Origin of the sequence: Streptomyces sp. NPDC052236, from assembly GCF_044548015.1 — a bacterium.
GTDB lineage: Bacteria > Actinomycetota > Actinomycetes > Streptomycetales > Streptomycetaceae > Streptomyces.
This window is the reverse complement of the sequence record NZ_JBIUBL010000047.1, coordinates 1-23192: the sequence shown is the minus strand read 5'-3', so window position 1 is coordinate 23192 and position 23192 is coordinate 1. Positions and strand designations below refer to the sequence as shown.

16 protein-coding genes are annotated in these 23192 nt (G+C 72.5%); 9 read left to right on the top strand and 7 right to left on the bottom strand.

Annotated elements, in window-relative coordinates; all coding sequences use genetic code 11:
- Positions 1-159 precede the first annotated feature (159 nt).
- From ACIHCQ_RS42090 to ACIHCQ_RS42080, 3 genes are all read right to left on the bottom strand, one after another.
- On the bottom strand, positions 160-4917 hold the full coding sequence (locus tag ACIHCQ_RS42090) for a hypothetical protein (protein WP_399674295.1): 4758 nt from the start codon (positions 4915-4917) through the stop codon (positions 160-162).
- A 60-nt stretch (positions 4918-4977) separates the two neighbouring features.
- Entirely contained in the window at positions 4978-5895 is a 918-nt protein-coding gene (locus ACIHCQ_RS42085; RefSeq protein WP_399674293.1) for a hypothetical protein, read from the bottom strand.
- A 142-nt stretch (positions 5896-6037) separates the two neighbouring features.
- Positions 6038-7591 (bottom strand): hypothetical protein, encoded by a 1554-nt coding sequence (locus tag ACIHCQ_RS42080; protein WP_399674292.1) that lies wholly within the window; start codon positions 7589-7591, stop codon positions 6038-6040.
- A gap of 99 nt (positions 7592-7690) precedes the next feature.
- Between ACIHCQ_RS42080 and ACIHCQ_RS42075 the strand changes: the two genes are divergently transcribed.
- The 3 genes from ACIHCQ_RS42075 to ACIHCQ_RS42065 are packed head-to-tail and all read left to right on the top strand — an operon-like array spanning position 7691 to position 10004.
- The gene (locus tag ACIHCQ_RS42075; protein WP_399674318.1) at positions 7691-8455 is read left to right on the top strand and encodes a LamB/YcsF family protein; all 765 of its coding nucleotides are present in this window, start codon (positions 7691-7693) and stop codon (positions 8453-8455) included.
- Positions 8452-9081 (top strand): allophanate hydrolase subunit 1, encoded by a 630-nt coding sequence (locus ACIHCQ_RS42070; RefSeq protein ID WP_399674290.1) that lies wholly within the window; start codon positions 8452-8454, stop codon positions 9079-9081. Before ACIHCQ_RS42075 ends, ACIHCQ_RS42070 begins: the two co-directional genes overlap by 4 nt.
- A complete protein-coding gene (locus tag ACIHCQ_RS42065) occupies positions 9078-10004 on the top strand; it encodes a biotin-dependent carboxyltransferase family protein (RefSeq protein WP_399674289.1) in 927 nt (308 codons plus the stop codon). The genes ACIHCQ_RS42070 and ACIHCQ_RS42065 overlap by 4 nt, the downstream gene beginning before the upstream one ends.
- Here the strand turns inward: ACIHCQ_RS42065 and ACIHCQ_RS42060 are convergent.
- The 3 genes from ACIHCQ_RS42060 to ACIHCQ_RS42050 all read right to left on the bottom strand — a co-directional run bounded on the left by ACIHCQ_RS42060 (position 9983) and on the right by ACIHCQ_RS42050 (position 15797).
- Positions 9983-13630 (bottom strand): hydantoinase B/oxoprolinase family protein, encoded by a 3648-nt coding sequence (locus tag ACIHCQ_RS42060; protein ID WP_399674287.1) that lies wholly within the window; start codon positions 13628-13630, stop codon positions 9983-9985. The genes ACIHCQ_RS42065 and ACIHCQ_RS42060 overlap by 22 nt on opposite strands.
- Positions 13631-13709: 79 nt before the next feature.
- Positions 13710-15128 (bottom strand): HEAT repeat domain-containing protein, encoded by a 1419-nt coding sequence (locus ACIHCQ_RS42055; protein ID WP_399674286.1) that lies wholly within the window; start codon positions 15126-15128, stop codon positions 13710-13712.
- Positions 15129-15404: 276 nt separating this feature from the next.
- The gene (locus tag ACIHCQ_RS42050) at positions 15405-15797 is read right to left on the bottom strand and encodes an ankyrin repeat domain-containing protein (protein ID WP_399674285.1); all 393 of its coding nucleotides are present in this window, start codon (positions 15795-15797) and stop codon (positions 15405-15407) included.
- 287 nt (positions 15798-16084) lie between these two features.
- Between ACIHCQ_RS42050 and ACIHCQ_RS42045 the strand changes: the two genes are divergently transcribed.
- The gene (locus ACIHCQ_RS42045; RefSeq protein WP_399674284.1) at positions 16085-16279 is read left to right on the top strand and encodes a hypothetical protein; all 195 of its coding nucleotides are present in this window, start codon (positions 16085-16087) and stop codon (positions 16277-16279) included.
- A gap of 53 nt (positions 16280-16332) precedes the next feature.
- Positions 16333-17928 (top strand): hypothetical protein, encoded by a 1596-nt coding sequence (locus tag ACIHCQ_RS42040; protein ID WP_399674283.1) that lies wholly within the window; start codon positions 16333-16335, stop codon positions 17926-17928.
- 57 nt (positions 17929-17985) lie between these two features.
- Here ACIHCQ_RS42040 and ACIHCQ_RS42035 read toward each other — a convergent pair whose 3' ends face one another.
- Complete coding sequence (locus ACIHCQ_RS42035) at positions 17986-19485, bottom strand: PLP-dependent aminotransferase family protein (protein ID WP_399674282.1); 1500 nt, start codon at positions 19483-19485, stop codon at positions 17986-17988.
- Positions 19486-19593: 108 nt separating this feature from the next.
- On the opposite strand from ACIHCQ_RS42035, the gene ACIHCQ_RS42030 reads away from it, so the two are divergent.
- From ACIHCQ_RS42030 to ACIHCQ_RS42015, 4 genes are all read left to right on the top strand, one after another.
- Complete coding sequence (locus tag ACIHCQ_RS42030; protein ID WP_399674317.1) at positions 19594-20241, top strand: YitT family protein; 648 nt, start codon at positions 19594-19596, stop codon at positions 20239-20241.
- Positions 20238-21002 (top strand): glycerophosphodiester phosphodiesterase family protein, encoded by a 765-nt coding sequence (locus tag ACIHCQ_RS42025; RefSeq protein ID WP_399674281.1) that lies wholly within the window; start codon positions 20238-20240, stop codon positions 21000-21002. Before ACIHCQ_RS42030 ends, ACIHCQ_RS42025 begins: the two co-directional genes overlap by 4 nt.
- A gap of 46 nt (positions 21003-21048) precedes the next feature.
- A complete protein-coding gene (locus ACIHCQ_RS42020; RefSeq protein WP_399674280.1) occupies positions 21049-22404 on the top strand; it encodes an MFS transporter in 1356 nt (451 codons plus the stop codon).
- A 265-nt stretch (positions 22405-22669) separates the two neighbouring features.
- Positions 22670-23044 (top strand): RNA polymerase-binding protein RbpA, encoded by a 375-nt coding sequence (locus ACIHCQ_RS42015; RefSeq protein WP_399674279.1) that lies wholly within the window; start codon positions 22670-22672, stop codon positions 23042-23044.
- Positions 23045-23192 lie beyond the last annotated feature (148 nt).

The window sequence follows — 23192 nt, the reverse complement described above, 5'->3', positions numbered from 1 at the left end:
CTGTAGCTGTATTACTGGGCGGCGCGGGGCGGAGGCTCTGGTCAGCGACGCTGGTCGGTGGTGCGGGGCGGAGGCTCTGGTCAGCGACGCTGGTCGGTGGTGCGGGGCGGAGGCTCTGGTCAGCGGCTCCGGTCGCTGACGCTGGTTCAGTGACGCTGTTCAGGCACGCTGGTCGGTGGCGGTTTCCGCCGGGACCGGGGTCCGCTTGAACATCCGGGTCGCGGTGATCTCGCCGTGCACGGTCTCGGCCGCCGGGTCCTGCTGCGGCAGTCCGGGGCGCAAATGCTCCTCCACGCTGATGTACTTGAGTCCCGCACGCAGATCGGCGTCGTTGCGCAACCGGATGACCAGCGGGAATTCGGCGAGGGCGGTCGTGTCGAAGAGCCCTGTCGTATAGAGCAGCTGGACGCCCAGCGCATCGGAGACGGCGCGCTGGAGCTCCAGCAGATACGTCGCGTTCGCCCGGCCGATCGGGTTGTCGAGGAAGAGCGTGCCGGAGTGGCGGTGCTTGTCCCTGCCGCGGTCGTTGCTGCGCAGTGCGGCCATCGTGCAGTACAGGGCGATGGCGGCGGTGAGCAGCTGGCCGCCGGAGAAGACGTCGCCCATCTGCCCGACCGGGACCCGCTCAGCACGCAGTACGGCATCGGGCTTGAGGATCTCCACCGCGATGCCCCTGGGCTGCAGCGCGGCCTGAACTCCGCGCAGCAGCAGGGACAGGCCGTCCCGGCGGCCCTCCCCATAGGTAGCCGTGGAGTTCTTCTTCACGGCGGCGCGGGTCGCCTCGTCGATGACCTCGCCGAGCCGTTCGGCGAGGGTCGCCTGGTCCGGCTCTTCGAAGCGGATCCGCAGGAACTCCTGTCCGGACCATTCGCCGAGCCCTTCGGGCAGCCGGGAGAGCCGCTGCGCGGAACGCAGCGTCGTCAGCGCGGACTCCACCAGTCCGCGCAGCCGGTCCACGATGGTGTCGCGGTTGCGCTCCAGCTGCTCCAGCTCGTCGGTCAGTACGCGCAGCCGGGGCGCGAAGGCCTCCGCCCAGCGCGCGGCGTGCTCGGGCAGTGCGGCTGCGGGCAGCTCGCGGATCTGCTGGCGTGCGGGCGTACGGACCTGTTCGTACCGGGTGGAGTTGGCGTGCCGTACGAGGATGTCGCTCGCTTCTCGTACGGCCGCTTCGGCGGTGGAGAGGTCGGTGGAGCAGCCGCGCAGTGAGCGCCGGGCCTCGGCGGCGGAGTGCCTGGCCTCCTCCAGGCTGCCGGGGTAGGGGTCGGGGGACTGTGCCGTCTCGTCGTCCTGGCTGTGGTCGCGGAGCAGGTCGCGCAGGAGCGCGGCCGTCTCGTCGAAGCCGCCCGCCGCGTCCTCGGCGGCGCGGTGGGCCTGGAGCAGGCCGGTGTGGGCGGCGCGGGCGGTCTCCAGCGCGTCGGTGCGGGATGCCAGCTCGGCGGTGGCGGTACGCAGCAGGGCCTGGGCCTGCTCGGCGTCGGCGGGGACCAGCTCCTCGGGGAGGTCGGTGTGCGCCGCTCCGTCGGCGGGGGCCAGGCGCTCTGCTTCGCCGCGCAATCGGCCCAGCTTCTCGCTGGCCTCCGAGGCACGCGACTCCAGCGTCTGGACGAGCGACTCGGCGCGGGCGGCGGAGGCCTGGCGGGAAGGGCCGTCCGCGCCCTCGGTGCTCTCCAGGAGCTGGGCGGCGCGGGTGCGGACCTTGTTGGTGAGCCGGTCGAGTTCGGTCAGGGCGGCGCTCTCGTCGCTCTCGGCGCGGGCCTGCTCGGCACGCAGGTCGGCGCCGACGCCGACCTTCTCGTACAGCTGGGAGGCGGCGCGGTAGGCCTCGCGCAGGGTGGGCAACACGGTGCGGGGCGCCGCCCGGTCCGGGTCGGCCTCCGGCAGGTTTTCGGGGGCGCCGGCGATCTCGGCGCGCTCGGCGCGGAGCGCACGCGCGGTGCGGTGGGCGTCGTCAGCGGCGCGCTGGGCGGCACGGCGGTCCTCGTCGGCGGCCTTCGCCCGCTCCAGGCAGGCAGCGGCCCTGGCCTCGGACTCGGCGGCTTCGTCCGCCAGTTCACGCAGTTTCAGCTGCCAGCCCGCGCGTTCGCGCAGCCGGTAGGCGAGGCCCGCGAGGGCGTCGGCGCCACGGCGGGCGCGCTGGGCCGCGTCCTGGCGCTCTTCGCGGACCCGGGCGGCGTCTGCCGCGGCCTCGTCAGCCTCGACGCGTACCGTACGGGCCTCGGCGAGCGTCGCCTGAGTCTCCTCGGCCGCCTCGCGGGCGCTCTGCGCGGCCTGCGCGAGCTCGGCGAGCACGCCCGCCGGGCAGTCGGCCCGCCAGGAGCCGAGCCTGGCCGCGATCGAACGGTCCGCGGTGAGCCTGGCCGCGAGGGCTCGGATCTCCTCGTCCCGCGCGGCGGCCCGGGCCCGGAGCGCCTGGCGCTCCTCGTCGGCGGCGTGCTCGTCGTGCATGGCGGGGTTCGGCGGTACGAGAAAGACGCCCGTGTCGTCGTCGCCCGCGCTGCCTGTGCCGGGGGCCGGTACGGGGGCGAGCAGCGCGGCGGCGGTGCCGACGGCCACGGCGGAGCGCGGCAGCAGCGCGGCGCCGGCGAGGACCTGTCGAGCGCGGGCGTGCGACGCCGGGTCGGTGATCACCACACCGTCGACCAGCTCGGGCCGGGCGGCCAGCACGGCCGCGTGGTCGGCCGGGTCGACGGCCTGCGCGAGGTAGCGCCAGCCGGGGAGGGCGGGAATGCCGTGCTCGCCCAGGTACTCGACGGTGGCGAGGACATCGGGCCCTGGGGGCAGCAGCCCGCCGTCGCCGAGCGCGCCGAGGATACGGGCGTCGTCGGCGGCGGCGGTCTGCAGATCGAACAGCTGCCGCTCGGCGGAGCCGACGGACCGGTCGAGCAGCTCGCGGAGCTCGTCGGCGTACCGGTCGAGCTCCTCGGCGGTGAGGGCGCGCTCGGGCCCGTGGTGGGGACCGTCGGATGCCGGCGCCGAGCCCTCGCGGCCGTCGGGGGCCGCGCCCCTTGAGTCCGTATCACCGACACCACCGACCCGGCTGCGGCCGGAGCCCGCGGGGTCAGTGGAGGTCTGCTGCGGCAGGCTCAGCAGTTCCGCCAGGCGCTCCTCCCCCGCGATCGAGTGCGCCGCGCGGTACTCCGCCTCGTACGCGCTCTCCGCCGCTCGCGCCGCGTCCACCGCGCGGGCCGCCGCCAGTTCCGCGCGCGCCTCCGCCGCGACCGCTTCCTTCGCCCGGTCCGCCGTCGTACGCCCGGCCTCGCGGGCGGCGTCCCAGGCAGCGACCGCCGTCTTCTCCGCGTCGCTCGCCGCGAGCGCGGCCCGCGCCGGGTCGGCGTCGGGTGCGGTGTCGTCGAGCCAGCCCGCCCGTACCGCCTCGGCCGTCTCCCCTTCGACCTCGCTCAGGCGCTGGCGCAGGTGCCCGATCTCGCTGCGGGCGCGCTGTGCTTCCGTAGCGGCGACCGTCGCGTCCCGGTGAGCGGCCTCGCCCGCCTCCTGGAGCGTCGCGGAGCGCTCCTCCTCCTCGTTGGCCAGGCGTTCGCCGTCCTCCGCCGCGGAGTGCAGCGCGCGGACGAGGTCGGCGGCGGCCTTCGCGCGCGCGGCGAGCGCCGGGGCCGCGTCCCGCTCGGCCTCGCGGATCGCGGCGGCCACGCGCGCGGAGCGGTCGGCGGCCGCGCGGTGGCGCAGTACGGCCTCGGCGGCCTGCCAGGCCGCGTGCAGCGTACGCGCGTCATTGATCTCGCGGCGCTGCGCCGCGGCGGTCTTCTCCGCGACGGTCAGCGCCAGCGAGGCGTGCCGGTAGGCCAGTTCCGCCGCGATGAGGGAACTGCGGCTGCGCGCCCCCTCCGCCTCGGACACGGTGTGGGCGGCGGAGGTCACCCGCTGGGCGAGCTCGCCCGTACGCCCGCGTTCGTCCCCCGCGCGCGCGGTGAGCCGGCGGGCGAGCGTACGAGTGCGGCGCTCGGCGCCCGTGTGGATCTCGCGCGCCCGGGAGCGGGCTTCGGCGGCCGTCACGATCCGGCCGAGCAGCTCCGCGGAGCCCGCGGTGAAGTCGCGCTCCGCGGTGAGCTCCGCGCGGCGGCCCAGTTTGTTGCCGAAGCTGCTGACGAGGTCGGCGAGGCCGTCCGTATCGCGGGTGTCGGTGACGGCGCGCAGCAGCAGGTCGGTGAAGTCGGAGTCCTTCTTGACGGCGAAGAGGCCGGCGGCCTCGCCCTCGTCGGCGTTCATCTCGCGCTGGTAGCGGAACAGCTCGGGGTCGAGGCCCACGTCGCCGAGGTGTTCGTTCCAGCGGTCGTGGGTCTCCTCCCAGTACACGTCGAGGTGCGGATACACCTTGCCCGCCTCGGTGAGGGCGTCTCGGAAGCCCTTCATGGTGCGGCGGCGGCCCCGCGCGCCCGAGACGCCCTCGACGGGCGGGCGGACGGCGGTGGCCTCGGCCACCGGAAGCGAGTCGAGGCTGAGACCGGGCCCCGGCCGGAAGGAGTACCAGGCCTCCGCGAACTTCCGCGGGTCGCCCGAGACCTGACGGCCCCGCCACTCGCTGACCTTGCCGACCACCACCAGCTCGCCGGTGAGGGTGTGCTGCCACTCCAGGGCGACATGCCCGCAGTCGTCGGCGAGCAGGAACTTGCGCAGTACGCCGGAGCTGGCGCCGCCGAGGGTATTGCGGTGGCCGGGCAGCATCACCGAGAAGATCAGCTTCAGCAGTACGGACTTGCCGCCGCCGTTCTCCAGGAAGAGCACGCCGGCGGGGGCGGGGCGGCGCGGCGGGCCGACCGGCTCCTGTTCGAAGAACTCCGCCTGGGTCGGGGCGGGGTGGGGCACGGGCTCGCCGACTCCGCGCAGGTCGAGCACGGTGTCGGCGTAGCGCGCACCGGCCGGTCCGATGGAGTAGAGACGGACCCGGGACAACTCGTACATGGCGGCGGACTCTCGTAGGGGGCGGTACGGGATCAGGAGGATCAGGGGAGTGGAACAGGATCAGGAGTGGAAAGGGAGGCCCGCGTCGGCGGGCCGTGCCAGGTCGTCGTCCGCGTCGGGCGGCGGTACGAGCGTGGCGGTGCCGTCGCTGACCGGCACGACGCCCAGTTCGAGCAGCTCGGTCATGGCCGCGCTGCCCGCCATGTCGCGCACCTGCAGCTGGTAGCGGGCGGTGGTGCGGTACGCGCCTCCGGCGTCGTCGCCGGTCCGCTGGAGGAAGCCGGAGTCGGTGAGGAAGGCGACGGCCTTGCCGACGATGCCGGTGGTGGATCCGGCGAGGCGGCGCGCGTCCTTGGTGGCGCCGGTCGCGCTGCGCCGGGCGTAGATCCGCCAGGCCGCCTCCAGGCCGGGGGCCTCGGTGGCGGGGTCGGTGTTCTCGCCCTGCTCCTCGGCGCGCTCTTCGAGGCGGCGGCAGGCCTGGCGTACGAAGGCGTCGACGCCGTTGACGGTGATACGGCCGATGTAGCCGTCGTCGGCGAGGTCCTCGGGGCGGGGGAATGCCATGGCGGCGACGGCCAGATGGGCCAGGCCGTGCAGGAAGCGGTCCGCGGATTCGGCGGAGGCGCGGCGGGCGTAGTCGCCCATGCGGACGGCGAAGACCGAGTCCTCGCCCGCCGCGACGGCCATGCCCGCGCGCGGCGAGACCTCGAGGACGATGAGGCCGAGGCCGGTCGCTACGGCGTCGGCGAGCCGCGCGAAGGGGGCGTCTTCGCGGTAGCGACGGAGCAGTTCGGCGTATTCGGCGTCGCGGGCGGGGAGCAGCTTGGGCTGGAGCCCGAAGGAGACGAGACGGGCGGCGTCGGCGGCGTCGGGGGGTGTGAGGGCGGGGCGGGGGGTGGTGGGTGGGGCGGGTGTGTGGGCGGCGGCGTCGGGCTCGTGGTCGCTCCACGCGGTGGGGGTGGCGTGGTGGTCGCTCACTGCGGGGCTCCTTGGGGGTGTGTGGGGTGGGTGCGGGCGCTGTGCGGTGCGGGGTGCGGTGGTGCGGGTGCGCCTGCGGCGGGCCTGTTCCCCACCCCGCCCCTTCCCGTAACTGGGGGCTCCGCCCCCAGACCCCCGGTCCTCAAACGCCGGACGGGCTGGAATTGCCGGACGGGCTTGAATTGAGGCGGGCCATGCCCACGATCAGGTCCGCGCCGCCGAATTCCGGGTCGTCCAGGTCCGTGCCGTCGTCGACGGCGAACAGCAGGCGTTCCTCGCCCTGGCGGTATGCCGTGCCGACCGGGGGGCTCGCCGCGTGGATGGCCAGGAGGGCCACCAGGTACGGCAGTTCGGGATCGTGGCGGCGGGCCTCGGCGAGGAGGCCCGAGAGGCGGCGTGGCGCATCGGGTTCCAGGTCGAGCAGGGTCATCGCGTTCGCCAGCTGCTCCTCGCTGAACCGGCTGTCGTCAGGGGTCGCGATCAGATCGGGTTCGGGCATTTCCGCGCCCAGGTGGTCCCGCTCCACCGGTGGGGTGAGCAGCATGTCGACCAGGTCCCCGAGCCGTACGGACGAGGGGGTCCGCAACCCTGTGCCCCGGGCGAAGAACGCGTCCGTGACACGGATCGCCGACGCCAGGGGCAGCGGCAGCAGTGGCGCGACCAGTTGTCCGTACAGGTCGAGTCCGGCCCGGGCGCTGGGGCGGGCGAAGGCCTGCCGGTCCTGTTCGGCGCGGAACAGCGGGCCCGCCTCAAGGAGGCGGGACTGGAGCTGGGTGTGGCGGCGGATGCAGTCCTTGACGATGTCGACCAGTTCGGCGGCGCGCCGCTTGTGTTCGCTCGTCTTCGGGTCGAGGCCGGTTTCCGCCTCGTCGCGTGCCTTGCGGATGTTGGTGAGGATGGCGTTCTCATGGCGGTAGCGATCGGCGACATGGTCGAGTGCCTCGGCGATCAGGTCGGGGACGGCATGGAGCCAGTCGACGGCCCGCACATCGCGCCGGGTCGCCTCCAGGGTTCTGCGCAGCGTCTCGGCGTACTGCACGGTGCGGTATCTGGCCTGCTCCGCGGCGAGCTGGGCGTCGGCGAGGCGGCCCCGGTTGATCAGGACCTCCAGCTTCACCTCGGCCGCGATCTGCGCGCTGGTGACGTCCGTGTCGAGCGCGCCGACCAGGACGTTGACCGCTTCGTCGGTCGTACGGAGATAGACAGTCCCGCCGTAGCCCGGGACTTCCTCGATGAGCTTGAAGTCGTAGTCACGGCGGGTGTAGACGCCGTCGGCACCGAAGGTGCCGTACACGGCGCGGAATCCGCGGTCCACGCTGCCCACGTTGATCAGGTTCTCCAGCACCCAGCGGGCGACCCGCTCGTGCTCGGAGGCCGGTCGGCGCGGGGCCTGGGCCGCTACGCGCGGCAGGAGTCTGGCCACTATCTGGTCGTGGTCGGCGCCGGTGTCGAAGTCCATGTTCAGGGTGACCAGGTCGATGGCCGCGAGGGCGACCTCCGCCATCGCGTACACCGAGTACTCACCCGCGAGGTTCGCCTTGCGCACGTCGAGGTCGTGCAGCGGCGCGGTGCATGCGAGCGCGCGCAGCCGCCGCGCGAGCCCTTCGTCGGCGGCCGGGCCCTGTGCGGGCCGCGGCCCCGCGCTGAGCTGGGGCGGAACAGAGTCCCTCGAAGTGGTCGGGGCTGGCGAAGTCACGCTGCACAGATTAGGTCCTCGCACTGACAACGGCCGAAACAGCGTCGGCCCGTGAAACGATCCGAGACCGCGCATGACGACGGAGGCGGAGAAAACACCATGACCATGGCGTCCATCGATCTCAACGCCGACCTCGGCGAAGGCTTCGGCCGCTGGCGGCTGACCGACGACGAACAGCTGCTCTCCGTCGTCACCAGCGCCAATGTCGCCTGCGGCTTCCACGCCGGCGACGCGCCCACCATGCGCCGGGTCTGCCAACTCGCCGCCGAGCGCTCGGTGCGGATCGGCGCCCAGGTCTCGTACCGCGATCTGGCCGGCTTCGGACGGCGCTCCATGGATGTGCCGCCGGACGAACTGGCCGCCGAGATCGCCTACCAGATCGGCGCGCTGGAGATCTTCGCCCGGGCTGCCGGGTCCCGTGTCTCGTACGTCAAACCGCACGGCGCTCTCTACAACCGCGTGGTGTACGACGAGGAGCAGGCGGCTGCCGTCGTGGAGGGCGTCCTGCTCTCGGGCGAGCGGCTGCCGCTGCTGGGGCTGCCCGGCTCGATGCTGCACACCATGGCGGAGAAGGCGGGGCTCCCCGCCGTCACCGAGGCGTTCGCGGACCGTGCGTACACCGCGAAGGGAACGCTCGTGCCGCGCGGCGAGGACGGCGCGGTGCTCAGCGATCCGGCCGTGGTGGTCGAACGGTCCGTCGGCGTGGCCCGCTTCGGGGTGATCACCTCGCAGTGCGGACAGTCGGTCGGAGTGCGCGCCCGCTCGCTCTGTCTGCACGGCGACACCCCAGGGGCCGTGTCGCTCGCCCGCCGGGTGCGGCGGCGGCTGGAGAGCGTGGGCGTCCGCGTGGAGGCCTTCGTATGAGAATGCTTCCGGTCGGCGACCGGGCCCTCCTGGTCGAATTGTCCGGCGAGGAGGAGGCCGGGGCGCTCCATGCCGAACTGCTGCGCCGCCGCGGAGCCGGCACCCTCCCCGCCGTCCGGGAGATCGTGCCCGCCGCCCGTACGGTGCTCCTGGACGGCCTGGACGAGCCCGCCCGCTTCGCGCGGGAGCTGGCCGGCTGGGAGATTCCGCCCCTCCACGCGCGCGTGCGGGACGCGATCGAGATACCGGTTCGCTACGACGGGCCCGATCTGGCGGCCGTCGCCACGCTGTGGCGGGTGACGGAGGACGAGGTCGCACGGATCCACTCGGCGGCCGAGTTCCGGGTCGCCTTCTGCGGTTTCGCGCCCGGCTTCGGCTATCTGACCGGCCTCCCGCAGCGGTACGCGGTGGAGCGCAGGGCGACGCCGCGCACCGCCGTACCGGCCGGTTCGCTCGCCCTGGCCGGCCCGTACACGGGGGTATATCCGCGGTCCTCCCCCGGCGGCTGGCAGCTGATCGGGACGACGGACACCGTGCTGTGGGACCCGGCGCAGGAGCCCGCCGCGCTGCTCTCGCCGGGGACGCGGGTGCGGTTCCTGCCGCAGCGCGTCGAGGGCCGCGGATGACCGACCGGGCGTTCGCGGTCGTACGGGCCGGGGCGCTGACCACCGTGCAGGACCTCGGGCGGTCCGGGTACGCCCATCTCGGGGTGGGGCGGTCCGGCGCGCTCGACGCGTACGCCGGACGCCTCGTCAACCAGCTCGTCGGCAACCGCGACAGCGCGGCCGTCCTGGAGACCACGCTCAACGGCTGTGCGGTACGGCCCCGTTGCGCGGTGACCGTGGCGGTGGGCGGCGCTCCGTGCCGGGTCACGGTCGACGGGCGGCCCGCGCCGTGGGGCTCGCCCGTACGGATCGGTGCGGGGTCGCTCCTGGAGGTGGGGCCCGCGGTGCGCGGGGTCCGCGCCTACGTGGGGTTCGCCGGCGGGATCGCGGTGGAGCCGGTGCTGGGCAGCCGCTCCACCGATCTGCTCTCCGGGCTCGGCCCCGCCCCGCTCACGGACGGCGCTGTGCTGCCGCTGGGCAGACCTGCCGGGCCGCCCGCGCGGGTCGACGGCGGCGTGCCCTGGCCCGCGCCCCCGACGGATCTGGTGCTGCGGGTGCGGCTCGGGCCGCGCGACGACTGGTTCACCGGTGCGGCGCTCGCCACGCTCGCCTCCGGCGCGTACCGCGTCGCCTCCGCGAGCAACCGCATCGGGCTGCGTACCGAAGGGCCGTCCCTGGAGCGCGCGGTGAGCGGTGAGCTGCCCAGCGAGGGCTTGGTGCTGGGCGCGGTGCAGGTGCCGCCGGACGGGCGCCCGGTGGTCTTCCTCGCCGACCACCCCACCACCGGCGGCTATCCGGTGGTGGCGGTCGCCGACGAGCGGGATCTCGCGGCGGCGGCACAGGCGGTCCCGGGCACGCCCGTGCGGTTCGTCCCGGTTCGGTCGGTTCGGTCGGCTCGGTCGGCGATGCGGATCACAGGGGCTCACAGCGGCGGGGTGCCGTAGCCCCCACCCCCGGGCGTCCGGATGACCAGTACGTCCCCGGGGCCCACCTCCGCCGCGTCGACGCCGCTCAGTCGCGTCACGCTGCCGTCCGCCCGCTCCACCAGGTTCTCGCCGAGCGCGCCCGCCTCGCCGCCCGCCATGCCGTACGGAGCCACGCGCCGGTGCCCGGTGAGCAGCGCCACCGTCATCGGTTCCAGAAAGCGGATTCTGCGGACGGCCCCGTGGCCGCCCCGCCAGCGGCCCCGGCCGCCGCTGTGCTCCCGTACGGCGAAGGCGTCCAAGCGCACCGGACAGCGCCACTCCAGGACTTCGGGATCGGTGAGGCGGGAGTTGGTCATATGGGTCTGTACGGCATCGGCTCCGTCGAAGCCGTCCCCCGCGCCGGAGCCGCTCGCGACCGTCTCGTAGTACTGCACGCGGTCATTGCCGAAGGTGACGTTGTTCATCGTGCCCGACCCCTCCGCCTGGACGCCGAGCGCGGCGTACAGCGCGCCCGTGACCGCCTGCGAGGTCTCCACATTGCCCGCCACGGTCGCCGCGGGGTAGGTGGGCGCGAGCATCGACCCCTCCGGCACCCGCACGTCCAGCGGCTCCAGGCAGCCGCTGTTGAGCGGGATGTCCTCGGTGACCAGCGTCCGGAAGACGTACAGCACCGCCGCCATCACCACCGATGTGGGGGCGTTGAAGTTCCCCGGCTGCTGGGGTGAGGTGCCGGTGAAGTCGAGGACCGCTTCGCGCCGTTCTCGGTCCACCCGCAGGGCCACCTGGATGATCGCGCCGCCGTCGGTCTCGTACCGGTACGCGCCGTCGCACAGGGTGGCGAGGATTCGGCGTACGGACTCCTCGGCGTTGTCCCGTACGTGCCGCATATAGGCCTGGACGACGTCGAGCCCGAACTGATCGACCATGCGGCGCAGTTCCGCGATGCCCTTCTCGTTGGCGGCGATCTGGGCGCGCAGGTCGGCGAGGTTGACGTCGGGCGCGCGGGAGGGATGGCGGGCGGTGGTGAGCAGCTCCCGCGTCTCGGCCTCGCGCAGCCGCCCGTCGCGTACGAGGAGCCAGTTGTCGAAGAGCACGCCCTCCTCGTCCACGGTGCGGCTGAAGGCGGGCATGGAGCCGGGGGTGATGCCGCCGATCTCGGCGTGGTGGCCGCGCGAGGCGACCAGGAACCGCAGCGCATCCCCTTCGGGGCTGCTGTCGAACACGGGCGTCACGACCGTCACATCGGGCAGGTGGGTGCCGCCGTGGTACGGGTCGTTGATCGCGTACACATCACCCGGCCGCAGCGTGCCCTCGTTGCGGCGGAGCACCTCCTTGATCGACTCGCCCATCGAACCGAGATGTACGGGGATATGGGGCGCGTTCGCGATCAGATTGCCGTCCGCGTCGAAGAGCGCGCAGGAGAAGTCGAGCCGCTCCTTGATGTTGACGGAGTGCGCGGTGTTCTCCAGGCGTACGCCCATCTGCTCGGCGATGGCCATGAAGAGGTTGTTGAAGACCTCCAGGAGCACCGGGTCGACATCCGTGCCGACGGCGACCCGGCCGGGGCGGGGCCGTACCCGCGTCAGCAGCAGCTGCCCGCCGTCGCCCGCGGCGGCCTGCCAGCCGGGGTCCACGACGGTGGTGGCGTCGGCCTCGGCGATGATCGCGGGCCCTGCCACGGTGTCGCCGGACCGCAGGTCACCGCGGTAGTACAGCGGGGTCTTCCGCCTCTCGCCCGCCACGAACATGCGCACCGTGGCACGCGGCGCGAAGTCCCTCTCGCCCGGGAAACCCGCCGTGTCTTCGACGACATGCTCGCCGGGCTCCGAGGCCGTCCCCACCGCCTCGACGGACACCGCCTCCGCGACGAGCGGCTTGTCCATGGTGAACGCGTACCGGGCGCGGTGGACCCTCTCGAACGCCTCCTTCATGGCGGGGACGGTGTCCAGGGCCACCGGCAGGCTCGCGTCCGTTCCCGCGTAACGGAGCAGCACGCGCGCGTGCGTGCTGATCGCCTCGTCCGGGATGTCGTCGGCGCGCAGCTCGGCGCGGGTGCGTGCGGCGAGTTCGTCGCAGAGGGTGCGTACGCGTGTGAGGGCGTCCTCGTCGAGCTCCGCCTCCACGGACTGTTCGCGCATGGCGGTCGCGTCGGCGAGCCCGATGCCGTACGCGGAGAGGACCCCGGCCAGCGGCGGCACGAGCACGGTGTTGACGCCCAGCGCGTCGGCGACCGCGCAGGCGTGCTGGCCGCCCGCTCCTCCGAAGGAGGTGAGGGCGTAGCGGGTGACGTCGTGTCCGCGCTGCACGGAGATCTTCTTGACGGCGTTCGCCATATTGAGGACGGCGATCTCCAGGAAACCGGCCGCGACCTGTTCGGGGCCGATGGGGCCGATGGGGCCGGTTTTCGTGCCGGTTTTTGTGCCGGTCTCCGCGCGGACGCGCCCGGCCAGTTCGGCGAACCGCTCGCGCACCACGCCGGCGTCCAGCGGCTGGTCGCCGTCCGGTCCGAAGACCGCGGGGAAGTGGTCGGGCTGGATGCGGCCGAGCATCACATTGGCGTCGGTGACGGTCAGCGGGCCGCCGCGGCGGTAGCAGGCCGGGCCGGGCACGGCGCCCGCGGAGTCGGGTCCGACGCGGTAGCGCCGGCCGTCGAAGTGCAGGATGGAGCCGCCGCCCGCGGCGACGGTGTGGATGTTCATCATGGGCGCGCGCATCCGTACGCCCGCGACCTGGGTGGACAGCTCGCGCTCGAACTCGCCCGCGTAGTGCGACACATCGGTGGACGTGCCGCCCATGTCGAAGCCGATGACGCGCCCGAATCCGGCCTGTTCGGAGGTGCGGGCCATGCCGACGACACCGCCCGCCGGGCCGGAGAGCACGGCGTCCTTGCCACGGAAGTGCGTGGCCTCCCGCAGGCCGCCGTTGGACTGCATGAACATCAGGCGGACGCCGCCCAGCTCACCCGCGATCTCGTCGACGTACCGCCGCAGGATCGGCGAGAGGTAGGCGTCCACGACGGTCGTGTCGCCGCGCGGCACCAGCTTGATCAGCGGACTGACCTCGTGCGAGCAGCTGACCTGGGTGAAGCCGAGCGTACGGGCCAGTTCGGCGATCCGCTTCTCGTGGTCGGGGTGGCGGTAGCCGTGCATCAGCACGACCGCCGCGCTCTGGAATCCCTCGCTCCGGGCGGCCTTCAGCTGCTCGGTGACGTCCGCCAGGTCGAGCGCGCGGACGATCTCGCCGTGCGCGTCGACACGCTCGGGGACCTCGATGACGTGCCCGTACACCGCCTCCGGGAGGACGATCCGGCGGTCGAAGAGCCGGGGCCGGTTCTGGTAGGCGATGCGCAGGGCGTCCCGGAAGCCCTCGGTGATGACGAGTACGGTCGGCTCGCCGCGCCGCTCCAGCAGCGCGTTGGTGGCGACGGTCGTGCCCATCTTCACGCAGGCGATCCGGTCGGGCGGGACGGGCTCGTCGGGGCCGATGGCCAGGAGCAGCCGGATCCCGGCCACGGCCGCGTCCCGGTAGCGCTCCGGGTTGTGGGAGAGGAGCTTGCGGGTGACGAGCCGCCCGTCGGGGCGTTTGCCGACGATGTCGGTGAAGGTGCCGCCACGGTCGATCCAGAACTCCCAGCGCCCGCTCATTCCCCCATTCTGGCAAGCGGAGCGTCCGCTGACACGGTGGCGGTCACACGGCTGCCGCGTCCGGCAGGCATACGAGTAGTCATACGGCTGGTATGTCGGGGCCGATTCTGCTGCGTACGGCGGTCTGCACCTCGGCCTCCTCGGCCGGGTCCGCGGCCAGCCTGCGCAACCGGTCCGCGACCCGTACATCACCGGTCTCGGCGTGCAGCGCGGCGACCTCTCGCGTGGTCTCCTCGCAGTCCCACAGACATTCGACGGCGAGTCCGGTGGCGAAGGACGAGTCCGTGGCGGCCAGCGCGCGGGCGGCGCGCCCACGCAGCTGCGAGGACGCGGTCTCCCGGTACACATGGCGCAGTACGGGCGCGGCGCAGCCGATGCCGAGCCGTCCCGCCCCGTCGACAAGCGTCCACAGTGGCGGCGCGTCGGGCCCGTCCGCCCGTACGGTCCGGCGCAGTGCGCCCAGCACCAGCTGGGCGTCCTTGGTGCCGCCCCGGCAGGCGAGCACGCCCGCTGCGGACGCCCCGAGCGCGTCGGGCCTGTGCACCCAGCGGCGCGCCCGGTCGACGGCCTCGTCGCCGCACATCCGCTCGAAGGCGGAGACGGCGGCTTCGGCGACGGTGACGGAGCCGCTGAGCGTCGCGGTCTCGATCAGGTCGAGGACAACGGGGTCGCGTGACTCGGCGAGGTAGTGCAGGGCCGCGCTGCGGGCGCCGTCAGGACCGTGCTGCGCGGTGTGGATGATGGCGGGCCGGTCGTCGGGGCCTGCCACCGCGGACAGACAGCGGGCGGCGGGCACATGAAGGTCGCTGCCGCGCTCCAGTCCCTGCTCGGCCCAGTCGAACACGGCCTGGACGCTCCACCCGGGCCGGGGCCCGGTGGGTCGCATTTGCCGCTGCCACCGGTCGAAGGAACCCGCTTCCCGCGCTGCCCGCACCCGGGCGCCGACGGCGGGGCGGTCGTCCTCGGCCCACAGGCGCCAGGGCCGCGGTTCGAAGGCGTCCCGCACGGTGGCGGCCAGTTCGGCGTCGCCCTCCGGGGTGGCCGGAAAACGGGCGAGGACCGAGGTGGCCAGCGCGCGCAGGCCCCTGTCGTTGTCGCGCAGGGCGAGCTCGTCCAGGGCCCACGCCCAGTTGGCTCCGCGCTCGGCGTACCGGCGCAGCAGGGCGAGGGCGTCACCCCTGCCGTAGGAGGCGAGGTGGCCGAGCACCGCGAGCGTGAGGCCGGTCCTGGCCTCGTCGGTGTCGAGGTGGTCGTCGGCGTCGAAGAGGTGCCGTTCGAGCTCCTCGAGACTGCCGTGCAGGTCCAGGTAGAGGCGCGCGTAGTACAGGGAGCGGTTCTCGGCCTGCCAGTCGTGGCGGGGGTCATTCAGTACGCAGTGGTTGAGGGCGGCAAGCGCTTCCGCGCGCGGCGCGGCGAGTGCGTGCAGCGTGCCGTCACCGCGGCCCCTCTGAAGCAGGCCGAGCAGCGTGCCGCTCGGCGCTATGACTGGATCGAACATGGGGAAAGCCTCACATCAAGCTGTCGACGCGACCGGGGAGTGGGTGTGCCTAGCCCGCGCAGCAACATGAAGGAGCGTCCGTCGTCATCGGCTTGGTGTAGACCATGTTCCTCTGCCTCTCGTCTGTGGCCCCAGGGGATTCCCGGTGAAGTCCGGGACAGGGCCCGCCGTCATGATGACCCACGCATTTCGCCACCGCGACCACATTTACGGCGTCTGACCCCGTGGTTCGTCAACGGCCTCTCAACTGCGGCCGACCGGCGGCTGAACGACGGCTCAACGACTTCCGAACAATTCCAGGAGCTCCTTCTTCCCGAACATCCGTGCGGTATCCACCGCGGACGGCGTGCCTGCCTCCGGGTCGGCGCCGCCGGCCAGCAGTACGCGGATGACCGCGTCCTCGCCCTTGAAAACGGCTCCGGCGAGCGGCGTCTGGCCGCGGTCGTTGGCGCGGTCGGGCTCCGCGCCGCGGGCGATGAGCGCCTCGACGGCCTGCGCGTGCCCGTGGTAGGCGGCGAGCATCACGAGCGTGTCGCCGCGGTCATTGGTGAGGTTGGCGGGGACACCTGCGTCGATGTAGGCGGCGAGGGCCTCGGCCTCTCCCTGGCGCGCGAGATCGAAGACCTTGGTCGCGAGCTCGATCACCTCGGGATCAGGGGCTTCGCTCATCGGACGGACCGCCTTTCACTGCGTTGACCTGGTACGCACGGCAGAAGCAGCCGTACGAGTGAATCGACAGGGTACTGGCCGGGAGGCCGGGAGGCGGCGGCGAAAAGTCTCGTACGGGAGGCACTGTGCCGTGCGAACGCGAAGTGTGCCCGCCGAAGAGTGACCGACCGTCCGCCAGTGGGGTGAAATTGGCAGAATTTCACCCATTTAGGCCTTTTATCGCATAGATACTTTCTGTGAGCCTGGAAGAACTCATGGTGACTGCCCCCTCAACCAGGAGAACCCTCATGATTCTGTCTGTCTCCGGCGTCGTGCTCCTCGGGATCGTCGTCTTCCTCTTCTGCAAGAAGGACGGGCTCAAGGCGTCCCACGCGCTTGTCACCTCGCTCTTCGGCTTCTTCGTCGCGGGCACAGCGGTCGCGCCGAGCATCAAGGCGGGCAGTGCCAGCCTCGCCAGCCTCCTCGGCGGGATCAAATTCTGACCCGTCTCCCCCATCAGCCCCATCAGCCCCATCAGCGACTTCAGGAGACCGATGTGGCCCGGCGACCACTCCCCCGCATTCTGAGCGGCAGCTCCTCGCAGCTCGCCCGGAGCCGCGAGCTCGCGCGCACGGCCGCCGACAGCGCCACCGACGTCCTCCATCCGCTGATCACGATCACCCGTGGTCTGCGGCGGCTGGCCGCGACGGCCGGGCGCGCCTGGGCCGACACCCCCAGGGAGCGGCGCGGCTCCACGCTGTTCCTGGCCGCGGGCTGCGTGCTGGTGGTCGCGCTCATCCCGTACGGGCCGCTGATCGCCCTGATCTCGGTGATGGCCGCGGCCGCCTGGAAGGGGCGGGTGCGCACCCCGGCGAAGACCGGTCCGGACCGCAGGGAGACCGGGCGGCTCCAGGCGCTGTACGAGGCCCTCGTGCCGTACTTCTCGGTCCCCGAGGACCCGGATCCGCTGTTCGCCCACGGCGGGGAGTGGAGCAGGGCCTTCAGCGCGTACGAATTCGACGGCGACGGGCGGCTGACCCGGCTGCGTGTGAAGTACCCCGCGTACTTCACCGACGGCGAGGCCGAGTCCCGGGCCCGGATCGAGCAGCTTCTGCACGCCAAGTCCGGGCGCGGGCGGGAGTACCACTTCAGCTGGGACGAGGAGGGCAATCAGCTCGTGCTGAGCGTGCTCCCTGCCCTGCCCACCTCCATCGCCGCCCAGCGTTTCGTCACCGTCCCCGGCGAGACCGTGCTGGGCTTCACCGACGCCGGGGCGGTGCGGCGCACCGTGCCCGTACTGGAGGGCGAGGAGACCAGGGACGCGCACCCGGTCGTCTGGCGTACGGGTCCGCGGTCGACGGAACCCCATCTGCTGGTGGCCGGCGAGCCCGGCAGCGGGACCACGACCCTGCTGCGTTCGATCGCCCTCCAGGCACTGTTCCACGGAGACGTGCTGATCATCGAGGGCAGCTCCACCGGGGAGTACGCCTGCCTGAGCGGGCGCACCGGCGTCCTGGCCATCGAATGCGGGCTGGCCGGGGCGCACGCGACGCTGGAGTGGGCGGCGCATGAGACCGAGCGGCGGCTGATCGCCGCGAACCGCGCCCGCCAGGCCGGGCACCCCGCGCCCGAGGACACCAAGCGGCCGCTGTGGATCCTGCTGGACCGGCCGAGCATCTTCGGGCACCTGGCGGCGGCGGACGGGCACGCCGATCCGCAGCAGCTGCTCCAGGTGCCGCTGCGCCACGGGCGCGCGGCCCAGGTGACGGTGGTCGTGGCCGAGCAGTTCGACAGCCTGGACACGCTCACCGAGGCCGTACGGACGCACACGCGCGCCCGCGTGGTGCTGGGTCCGACCACGTTGGAGCAGGTCACGTCCGTACTGGGGACCCAGCCGCACACCACGCCGACCCTCGACGTACCGCCCGGCCGGGGATACGCGCGGCTGGGTACGGGGCCGGTCCTCAGGCTGCAGGTGCCCGCGACGCCCGACCCGTACGACGACGCGACGAGCGAGGCGCACCGGCGGGCGGTGCTGGATCTGCTGCCGGAGCGGCAGGAGCGGGACGAGGCGTTCGCTCCGGCTACCGCTCCGGCTGCCGCTGCTCCTGCTCCGGCCGCCGCCCCGGCTGCTGCTACGGCCGAGGGCTGACGCGCTTCGGACGGTGTCGCGTCAGGGACCGTCAGGACCCTCAGGGCTACGACTGCGTCAGGCCACGAATGTCCGGGGCATCTCCGTCCCCGTACTCACGCCCGTCTCCACCAGCTGTGCGGCCGCCGCGAGCCGCGTCGCCGCCTCCTCCGCGACCGGCCCGCCCACCGTGAAGGGCAGCCGCACATACCCCTCGAAGGCCCCGTCGACTCCGAAGCGCGGCCCCGAGGGCACCCGCACCCCCACCCGTTCGCCGGCCTCGGCGATCCGGGAGCCGGACAGCCCTCCCGTACGCACCCACAGCGTCAGCCCGCCGTTCGGCACGTCGAACTCCCAGTCCGGCAGCTCCCGGCGCACCGCCGCGACCAGCGCGTCGCGGTTCTCGCGCGCCTGGACGCGCCGGATGGCGACGGCCTCCTCCCAGCCCCCGCTCTGCATCAGCCAGTTGACGGCGAGCTGCTCCAGCACGGGGGTGCCCATGTCGGCGTACGCGCGTGCCGCGACCAGTGAGCGGATCACGTCGGGCGCCGCGCGTACCCAGCCGATGCGCATGCCCGCCCAGAATGCCTTGCTCGCCGAGCCGACAGTAAGAACGGTGGAGCCCGCCGGGTCGAAGGCGCAGACGCGCCGCGGCATGTCGATGCCGTCGTCCAGGTGCAGTTCGGACATGGTCTCGTCGACGACGAGGACCGTGCCCGCCGAGCGTGCCGCGTCGACCAGGCGGCGGCGCTGGTCCTCGTCGGCGAGCGCGCCGGTGGGGTTGTGGAAGTCGGCCACCACATAGGCGAGCCGGGGCGCGGCGTCGCGGAGTGCCTGCCGCCAGCGGGGCAGGTCCCAGCCTGTCAGCCCTTCGGCCATGGCGACCGGTACAAGCCGGGCTCCGGCCTCGCGCATCAGCTGAAGGATGTTGGCGTAGGAGGGCGATTCGACGGCGATCCGCTCGCCGCGCCCGGCGAAGAGATGGCAGATGGCGTCGATGGCGCCCATCGCGCCGGTGGTGACCATGATCTGCTCGGGCATGGTCGGGATGCCGAGCGCGGTATAGCGGTCGGCGAGCGTCTGGCGCAGGACGGGCAGCCCGGCCGGGTAGTCGCCGTGGGTGTGGGCGTACGGGGGCAGCGCCTCCAGCGCTCCCTGGACACTTCGGGTGAGCCACGGCTCGGGCGCGGGCAGCGAGGCGCAGCCGAGATCTATCACCGAGCCGAGCGACTCCGGAGGCAGCGGTTCCAGGCCGCGGGCGGGCAGCGGGTTGCCCGCGGGCACGGCGGTCCAGCTGCCCGCTCCCCTGCGGGACTCCAGGAAGCCTTCGCCGCGCAGCGTTTCGTAGGCGGCGGCGACGGTGGTGCGGCTGACGGAGAGGGAGAGCGCGAGTTCCCGTTCGGCGGGCAGGCGGGCGGCGACGGGAACACGGCCTTCGAGGACGAGCATCCGGATACCGTCGGCGAGGGCGCGGTAGGCGGGGGGCTTACGGGCGGACGGCCCGCCGGGCCGGGGATGCTGGGCGGTGAGCTGTCTGGCCAGCTGAGCCGCGCCCACCGCAGAAGTCCACTGGGTCATGGAAGTCAGTCCACCTTCCTCGAATTGGCCATGGTTGGCACCTGTTCCATGGCCACAGAGTGTCACGCGCCAGTCCACTAATGCCAGAGGGGATCCATCGTGTCGGTACTGCCCGCGCGGCTCACCCGTAGATTGCTGTGGTTGTACGTCGGTCTTGCGCTGTTCGGAGTGAGTGCGGCGCTCCTGGTGCGCGGCGGGCTCGGTCTTGAGCCGTGGGGTGTGCTGCATCAGGGTCTCGCGGAGCGCACCGGGCTGACGATGGGCGTCGTGTCGATCATCATCGGCGCGGTGGTGCTGCTGCTGTGGATACCGATGAGGCAGCGGCCGGGTCTGGGCACGGTGTCGAATGTGTTCGTGGTCGGTATCGCGATGGACGGGACTCTCGCCGTGGTGCCTGCCGCGCAGGGGCTGGGCGCTCAGATTCCGGTGCTCGTCGGGGGCATTGTGCTCAATGGCATGGCGACAGGTCTGTATATCTCGGCGCGGTTCGGCCCGGGTCCGCGGGACGGTCTGATGACAGGGCTGCACCGGCTGACGGGCCGGTCGGTCCGGCTGGTCCGGACGGGGATCGAGGTGGCCGTGGTGGCGACCGGATTCGCGCTCGGCGGCTCGGTCGGGGTGGGGACGGTCGCGTACGCCCTGGCGATCGGTCCGCTGGCGCAGTTGTTCCTGCGCGTCTTCGCCATCCCTGAGGGGGGTGGCGGCAGCTCTGTGGTCGCCGGCGCGACACCGGAGCCCGTGATACTTCGCGAGTGACTCGCCTACCCCACTCCTATCTGGACCATCCCGCCACGCTCGCCTTCGCCCACCGTGGCGGCGCGGCGGACGGGATCGAGAACACCGCGGCCGCTTTCCGGCGGGCCGCCGACAGCGGCTACCGCTACTTCGAGACGGATGTGCACACCACCGCGGACGGGAAGCTGGTCGCCTTCCATGACGCGACGCTCGACCGGGTCACCGATGCGCGCGGCCGGATCGCGGCGCTGCCGTGGAGTGTGGTGCGGCAGGCGCGGGCGGGCGGCAGGGAGCCGCTGGCGCTGTTCGAGGAGCTGCTGGAGGAGTTCCCCGAGGCGCGGTGGAATGTGGACATCAAGGCGGAAGGCGCGCTGGCTCCGCTGATCGCGCTGATCCGGAAGGCGGGCGCCTGGGACCGGGTGTGCGTCGGTTCGTTCTCCGAGGGCCGGGTGGCGCGGGCGATGCGTCTTGGGGGTTCGCGGCTGGCCAGTTCGTACGGGGTGCGTGGGGTGGTGGGGCTGCGGCTGCGCTCGTACGGGATACCGGCGGCGCTGCGGGCGGGCGCGGTGTGCGCTCAGGTGCCGGAGACGCAGGGCGGCATCAGGGTGGTGGACCGCCGCTTCGTACGGGAGGCGCACGCCCGTGGCCTGCAGGTCCACGTCTGGACGGTGAACGAGGCGGATCGGATGGCGGCACTCCTGGACCTCGGGGTGGATGGCATCATGACCGATCATCTGGAGACGTTGCGCACGGTGTTGACCGACCGGGGAGTCTGGGTCTGACCTCGCGTGTCCGGACCGAGCGAGGGGGGCGTGGGGGCATGGTGGCATGGGGGTGACGGCCGACACCGCGGAACGGACGGCAACCGGGGCGAGTGAGCGTCGGCGCGAGCAACACGGCTGGTATTTCTACGACTTCGCGTGCTCGGTCTATTCGACGAGCGTGCTGGCGGTGTTCCTCGGCCCGTATCTGACGTCGGTGGCCAAGGCCGCTGCCGACGCGGACGGTTTTGTGCATCCGCTGGGCGTGCCGGTGCGGGCGGGCTCCGTCTTCGCGTACTCGGTGTCCCTGTCGATGGTGGTCGCGGTGGTGCTGATGCCGCTGGCGGGCGCGGCGGCGGACCGTACGGGCCGGAAGAAGCCGCTGCTCGCGGTCGCGGCGTATGTCGGCGCGACGGCGACGACGGCGATGTTCTTCCTGGACGGTGACCGGTATCTGCTCGGCGCGTTCCTGCTGATCGTCGCGAACGCCTCGCTGTCGGTGTCGATGGTGCTGTACAACGCCTATCTGCCGCAGATCGCGGAGCCGGACGAGCGTGACGCGGTGTCCTCGCGCGGCTGGGCCTTCGGCTACACCTCGGGCGCGCTGGTGCTGGTCCTGAACCTGGTGGTGTATTCGGGGCACGATGCGTTCGGCCTGTCGGAGTCGGCGGCGGTACGGATCTGTCTGGCGTCGGCGGGGCTGTGGTGGGGCGCCTTCACGCTGGTGCCGCTGCGGCGCCTGCGGGACCGCCGGGTGGCGCCGAACGGACCGGGCACGGTCGGTTCGGGATGGCGGCAGTTGATGGCGACATTGCGGGACATGCGCCGCTATCCGCTGACACTGGCGTTCCTGCTGGCGTATCTGCTCTACAACGACGGCGTCCAGACGGTGATCTCGCAGGCTTCCATCTACGGCTCGGAGGAGCTGGGCCTCGACCAGACGACGTTGATCACGGCGATTCTGCTGGTGCAGGTGCTCGCGGTGGCGGGCGCTCTGGGGATGGGACGGCTGGCCAGGACGTACGGGGCCAAGCGCACGATCCTCGCCTCGCTCGCCGTATGGACGGCGATCCTCACCGCCGCATACTTCCTGCCGGCCGGGGCGCCGCTGTGGTTCTTCGCCCTGGCGGCGGCGATCGGGCTGGTGCTCGGCGGCAGTCAGGCGCTGTCGCGGTCGCTGTTCTCACATTTGGTTCCACGCGGCAAGGAGGCCGAGTATTTCTCGGCCTATGAGATGAGCGACCGCGGACTGAGCTGGCTGGGTCCGCTGGTGTTCGGTCTCGCGTACCAGCTGACCGGCAGTTACCGGGACGCGATCATCTCTCTGGTGATCTTCTTCGCGCTGGGTTTCGTACTGCTGGCACGGGTGCCGGTGAGGCGTGCCGTGGCCGCGGCGGGGAACCCGGTACCTGAGCGTATTTAGACGTGGAAGTGAAAGGCCGGTAGTGTACGCCTTTGGCCTGCCAGGCGGACCGTTACTGCGTACTGAAGAAGCCTAAACGCTGGGTGACACTTCTAGCAGATTGTGAAAAAACGGACGCTGGTGGGTACTCCCAACCTTGGGAAGCAGCTACACGACGGGCGACGCACCATCCGGAACGGGAATCTTTACCGCCGACCGGACGTTGACCGGATGACGACGACAGCGACACCTGTCCTGTGGGCGACAAGCCCGGGAGGCACGATTCATGAGTGAGCGAGCTCTCCGCGGCACGCGACTTGTGGTTACCAGCTACGAGACGGACCGCGGCATCGACTTGGCCCCGCGCCAGGCGGTGGAGTACGGATGCCCGAACGGGCATCGATTTGAGATGCCGTTCTCGGTAGAGGCGGAGATTCCGGCTGAGTGGGAGTGCAAGGCGTGCGGCGCCACGGCACTCCTGGTCGACGGGGATGGCCCCGAAGAGAAGAAGGGCAAGCCGGCGCGAACGCACTGGGACATGCTCATGGAGCGGCGCACCCGCGAGGAACTGGAGGAAGTGCTGGCCGAGAGGCTGGCGGTCCTTCGTTCCGGCGCCATGAACATCGCTGTGCATCCGCGGGACAGCCGGAAGTCGGCCTGACCGCTTAGCAAGATCTGAGCCGCGGGGGGGGGGCCCCCCCCCGGGGGGGGGGGCCCCCCCCGGGGGGGGGGGGGGTATAAAGTGGGGCCCCCGGCGCTAAGGGAGGCAGGAGGGGCTGGGGGGGGGGGAGCTAGGGAGCGCGGCGGGT

What these genes read in the sequence shown, in the direction of transcription:
- ACIHCQ_RS42070 (WP_399674290.1), top strand. Translation starts at nt 8,452, where the DNA reads ATGAGAATGCTTCCGGTCGGCGACCGGGCCCTCCTGGTCGAATTGTCC.
- ACIHCQ_RS42050 (WP_399674285.1), bottom strand. Translation starts at nt 15,797, where the DNA reads ATGAGCGAAGCCCCTGATCCCGAGGTGATCGAGCTCGCGACCAAGGTC.
- ACIHCQ_RS42075 (WP_399674318.1), top strand. Translation starts at nt 7,691, where the DNA reads ATGACCATGGCGTCCATCGATCTCAACGCCGACCTCGGCGAAGGCTTC.
- ACIHCQ_RS42065 (WP_399674289.1), top strand. Translation starts at nt 9,078, where the DNA reads ATGACCGACCGGGCGTTCGCGGTCGTACGGGCCGGGGCGCTGACCACC.
- ACIHCQ_RS42045 (WP_399674284.1), top strand. Translation starts at nt 16,085, where the DNA reads ATGATTCTGTCTGTCTCCGGCGTCGTGCTCCTCGGGATCGTCGTCTTC.
- ACIHCQ_RS42055 (WP_399674286.1), bottom strand. Translation starts at nt 15,128, where the DNA reads ATGTTCGATCCAGTCATAGCGCCGAGCGGCACGCTGCTCGGCCTGCTT.
- ACIHCQ_RS42035 (WP_399674282.1), bottom strand. Translation starts at nt 19,485, where the DNA reads ATGACCCAGTGGACTTCTGCGGTGGGCGCGGCTCAGCTGGCCAGACAG.
- ACIHCQ_RS42060 (WP_399674287.1), bottom strand. Translation starts at nt 13,630, where the DNA reads ATGAGCGGGCGCTGGGAGTTCTGGATCGACCGTGGCGGCACCTTCACC.
- ACIHCQ_RS42090 (WP_399674295.1), bottom strand. Translation starts at nt 4,917, where the DNA reads ATGTACGAGTTGTCCCGGGTCCGTCTCTACTCCATCGGACCGGCCGGT.
- ACIHCQ_RS42015 (WP_399674279.1), top strand. Translation starts at nt 22,670, where the DNA reads ATGAGTGAGCGAGCTCTCCGCGGCACGCGACTTGTGGTTACCAGCTAC.
- ACIHCQ_RS42020 (WP_399674280.1), top strand. Translation starts at nt 21,049, where the DNA reads ATGGGGGTGACGGCCGACACCGCGGAACGGACGGCAACCGGGGCGAGT.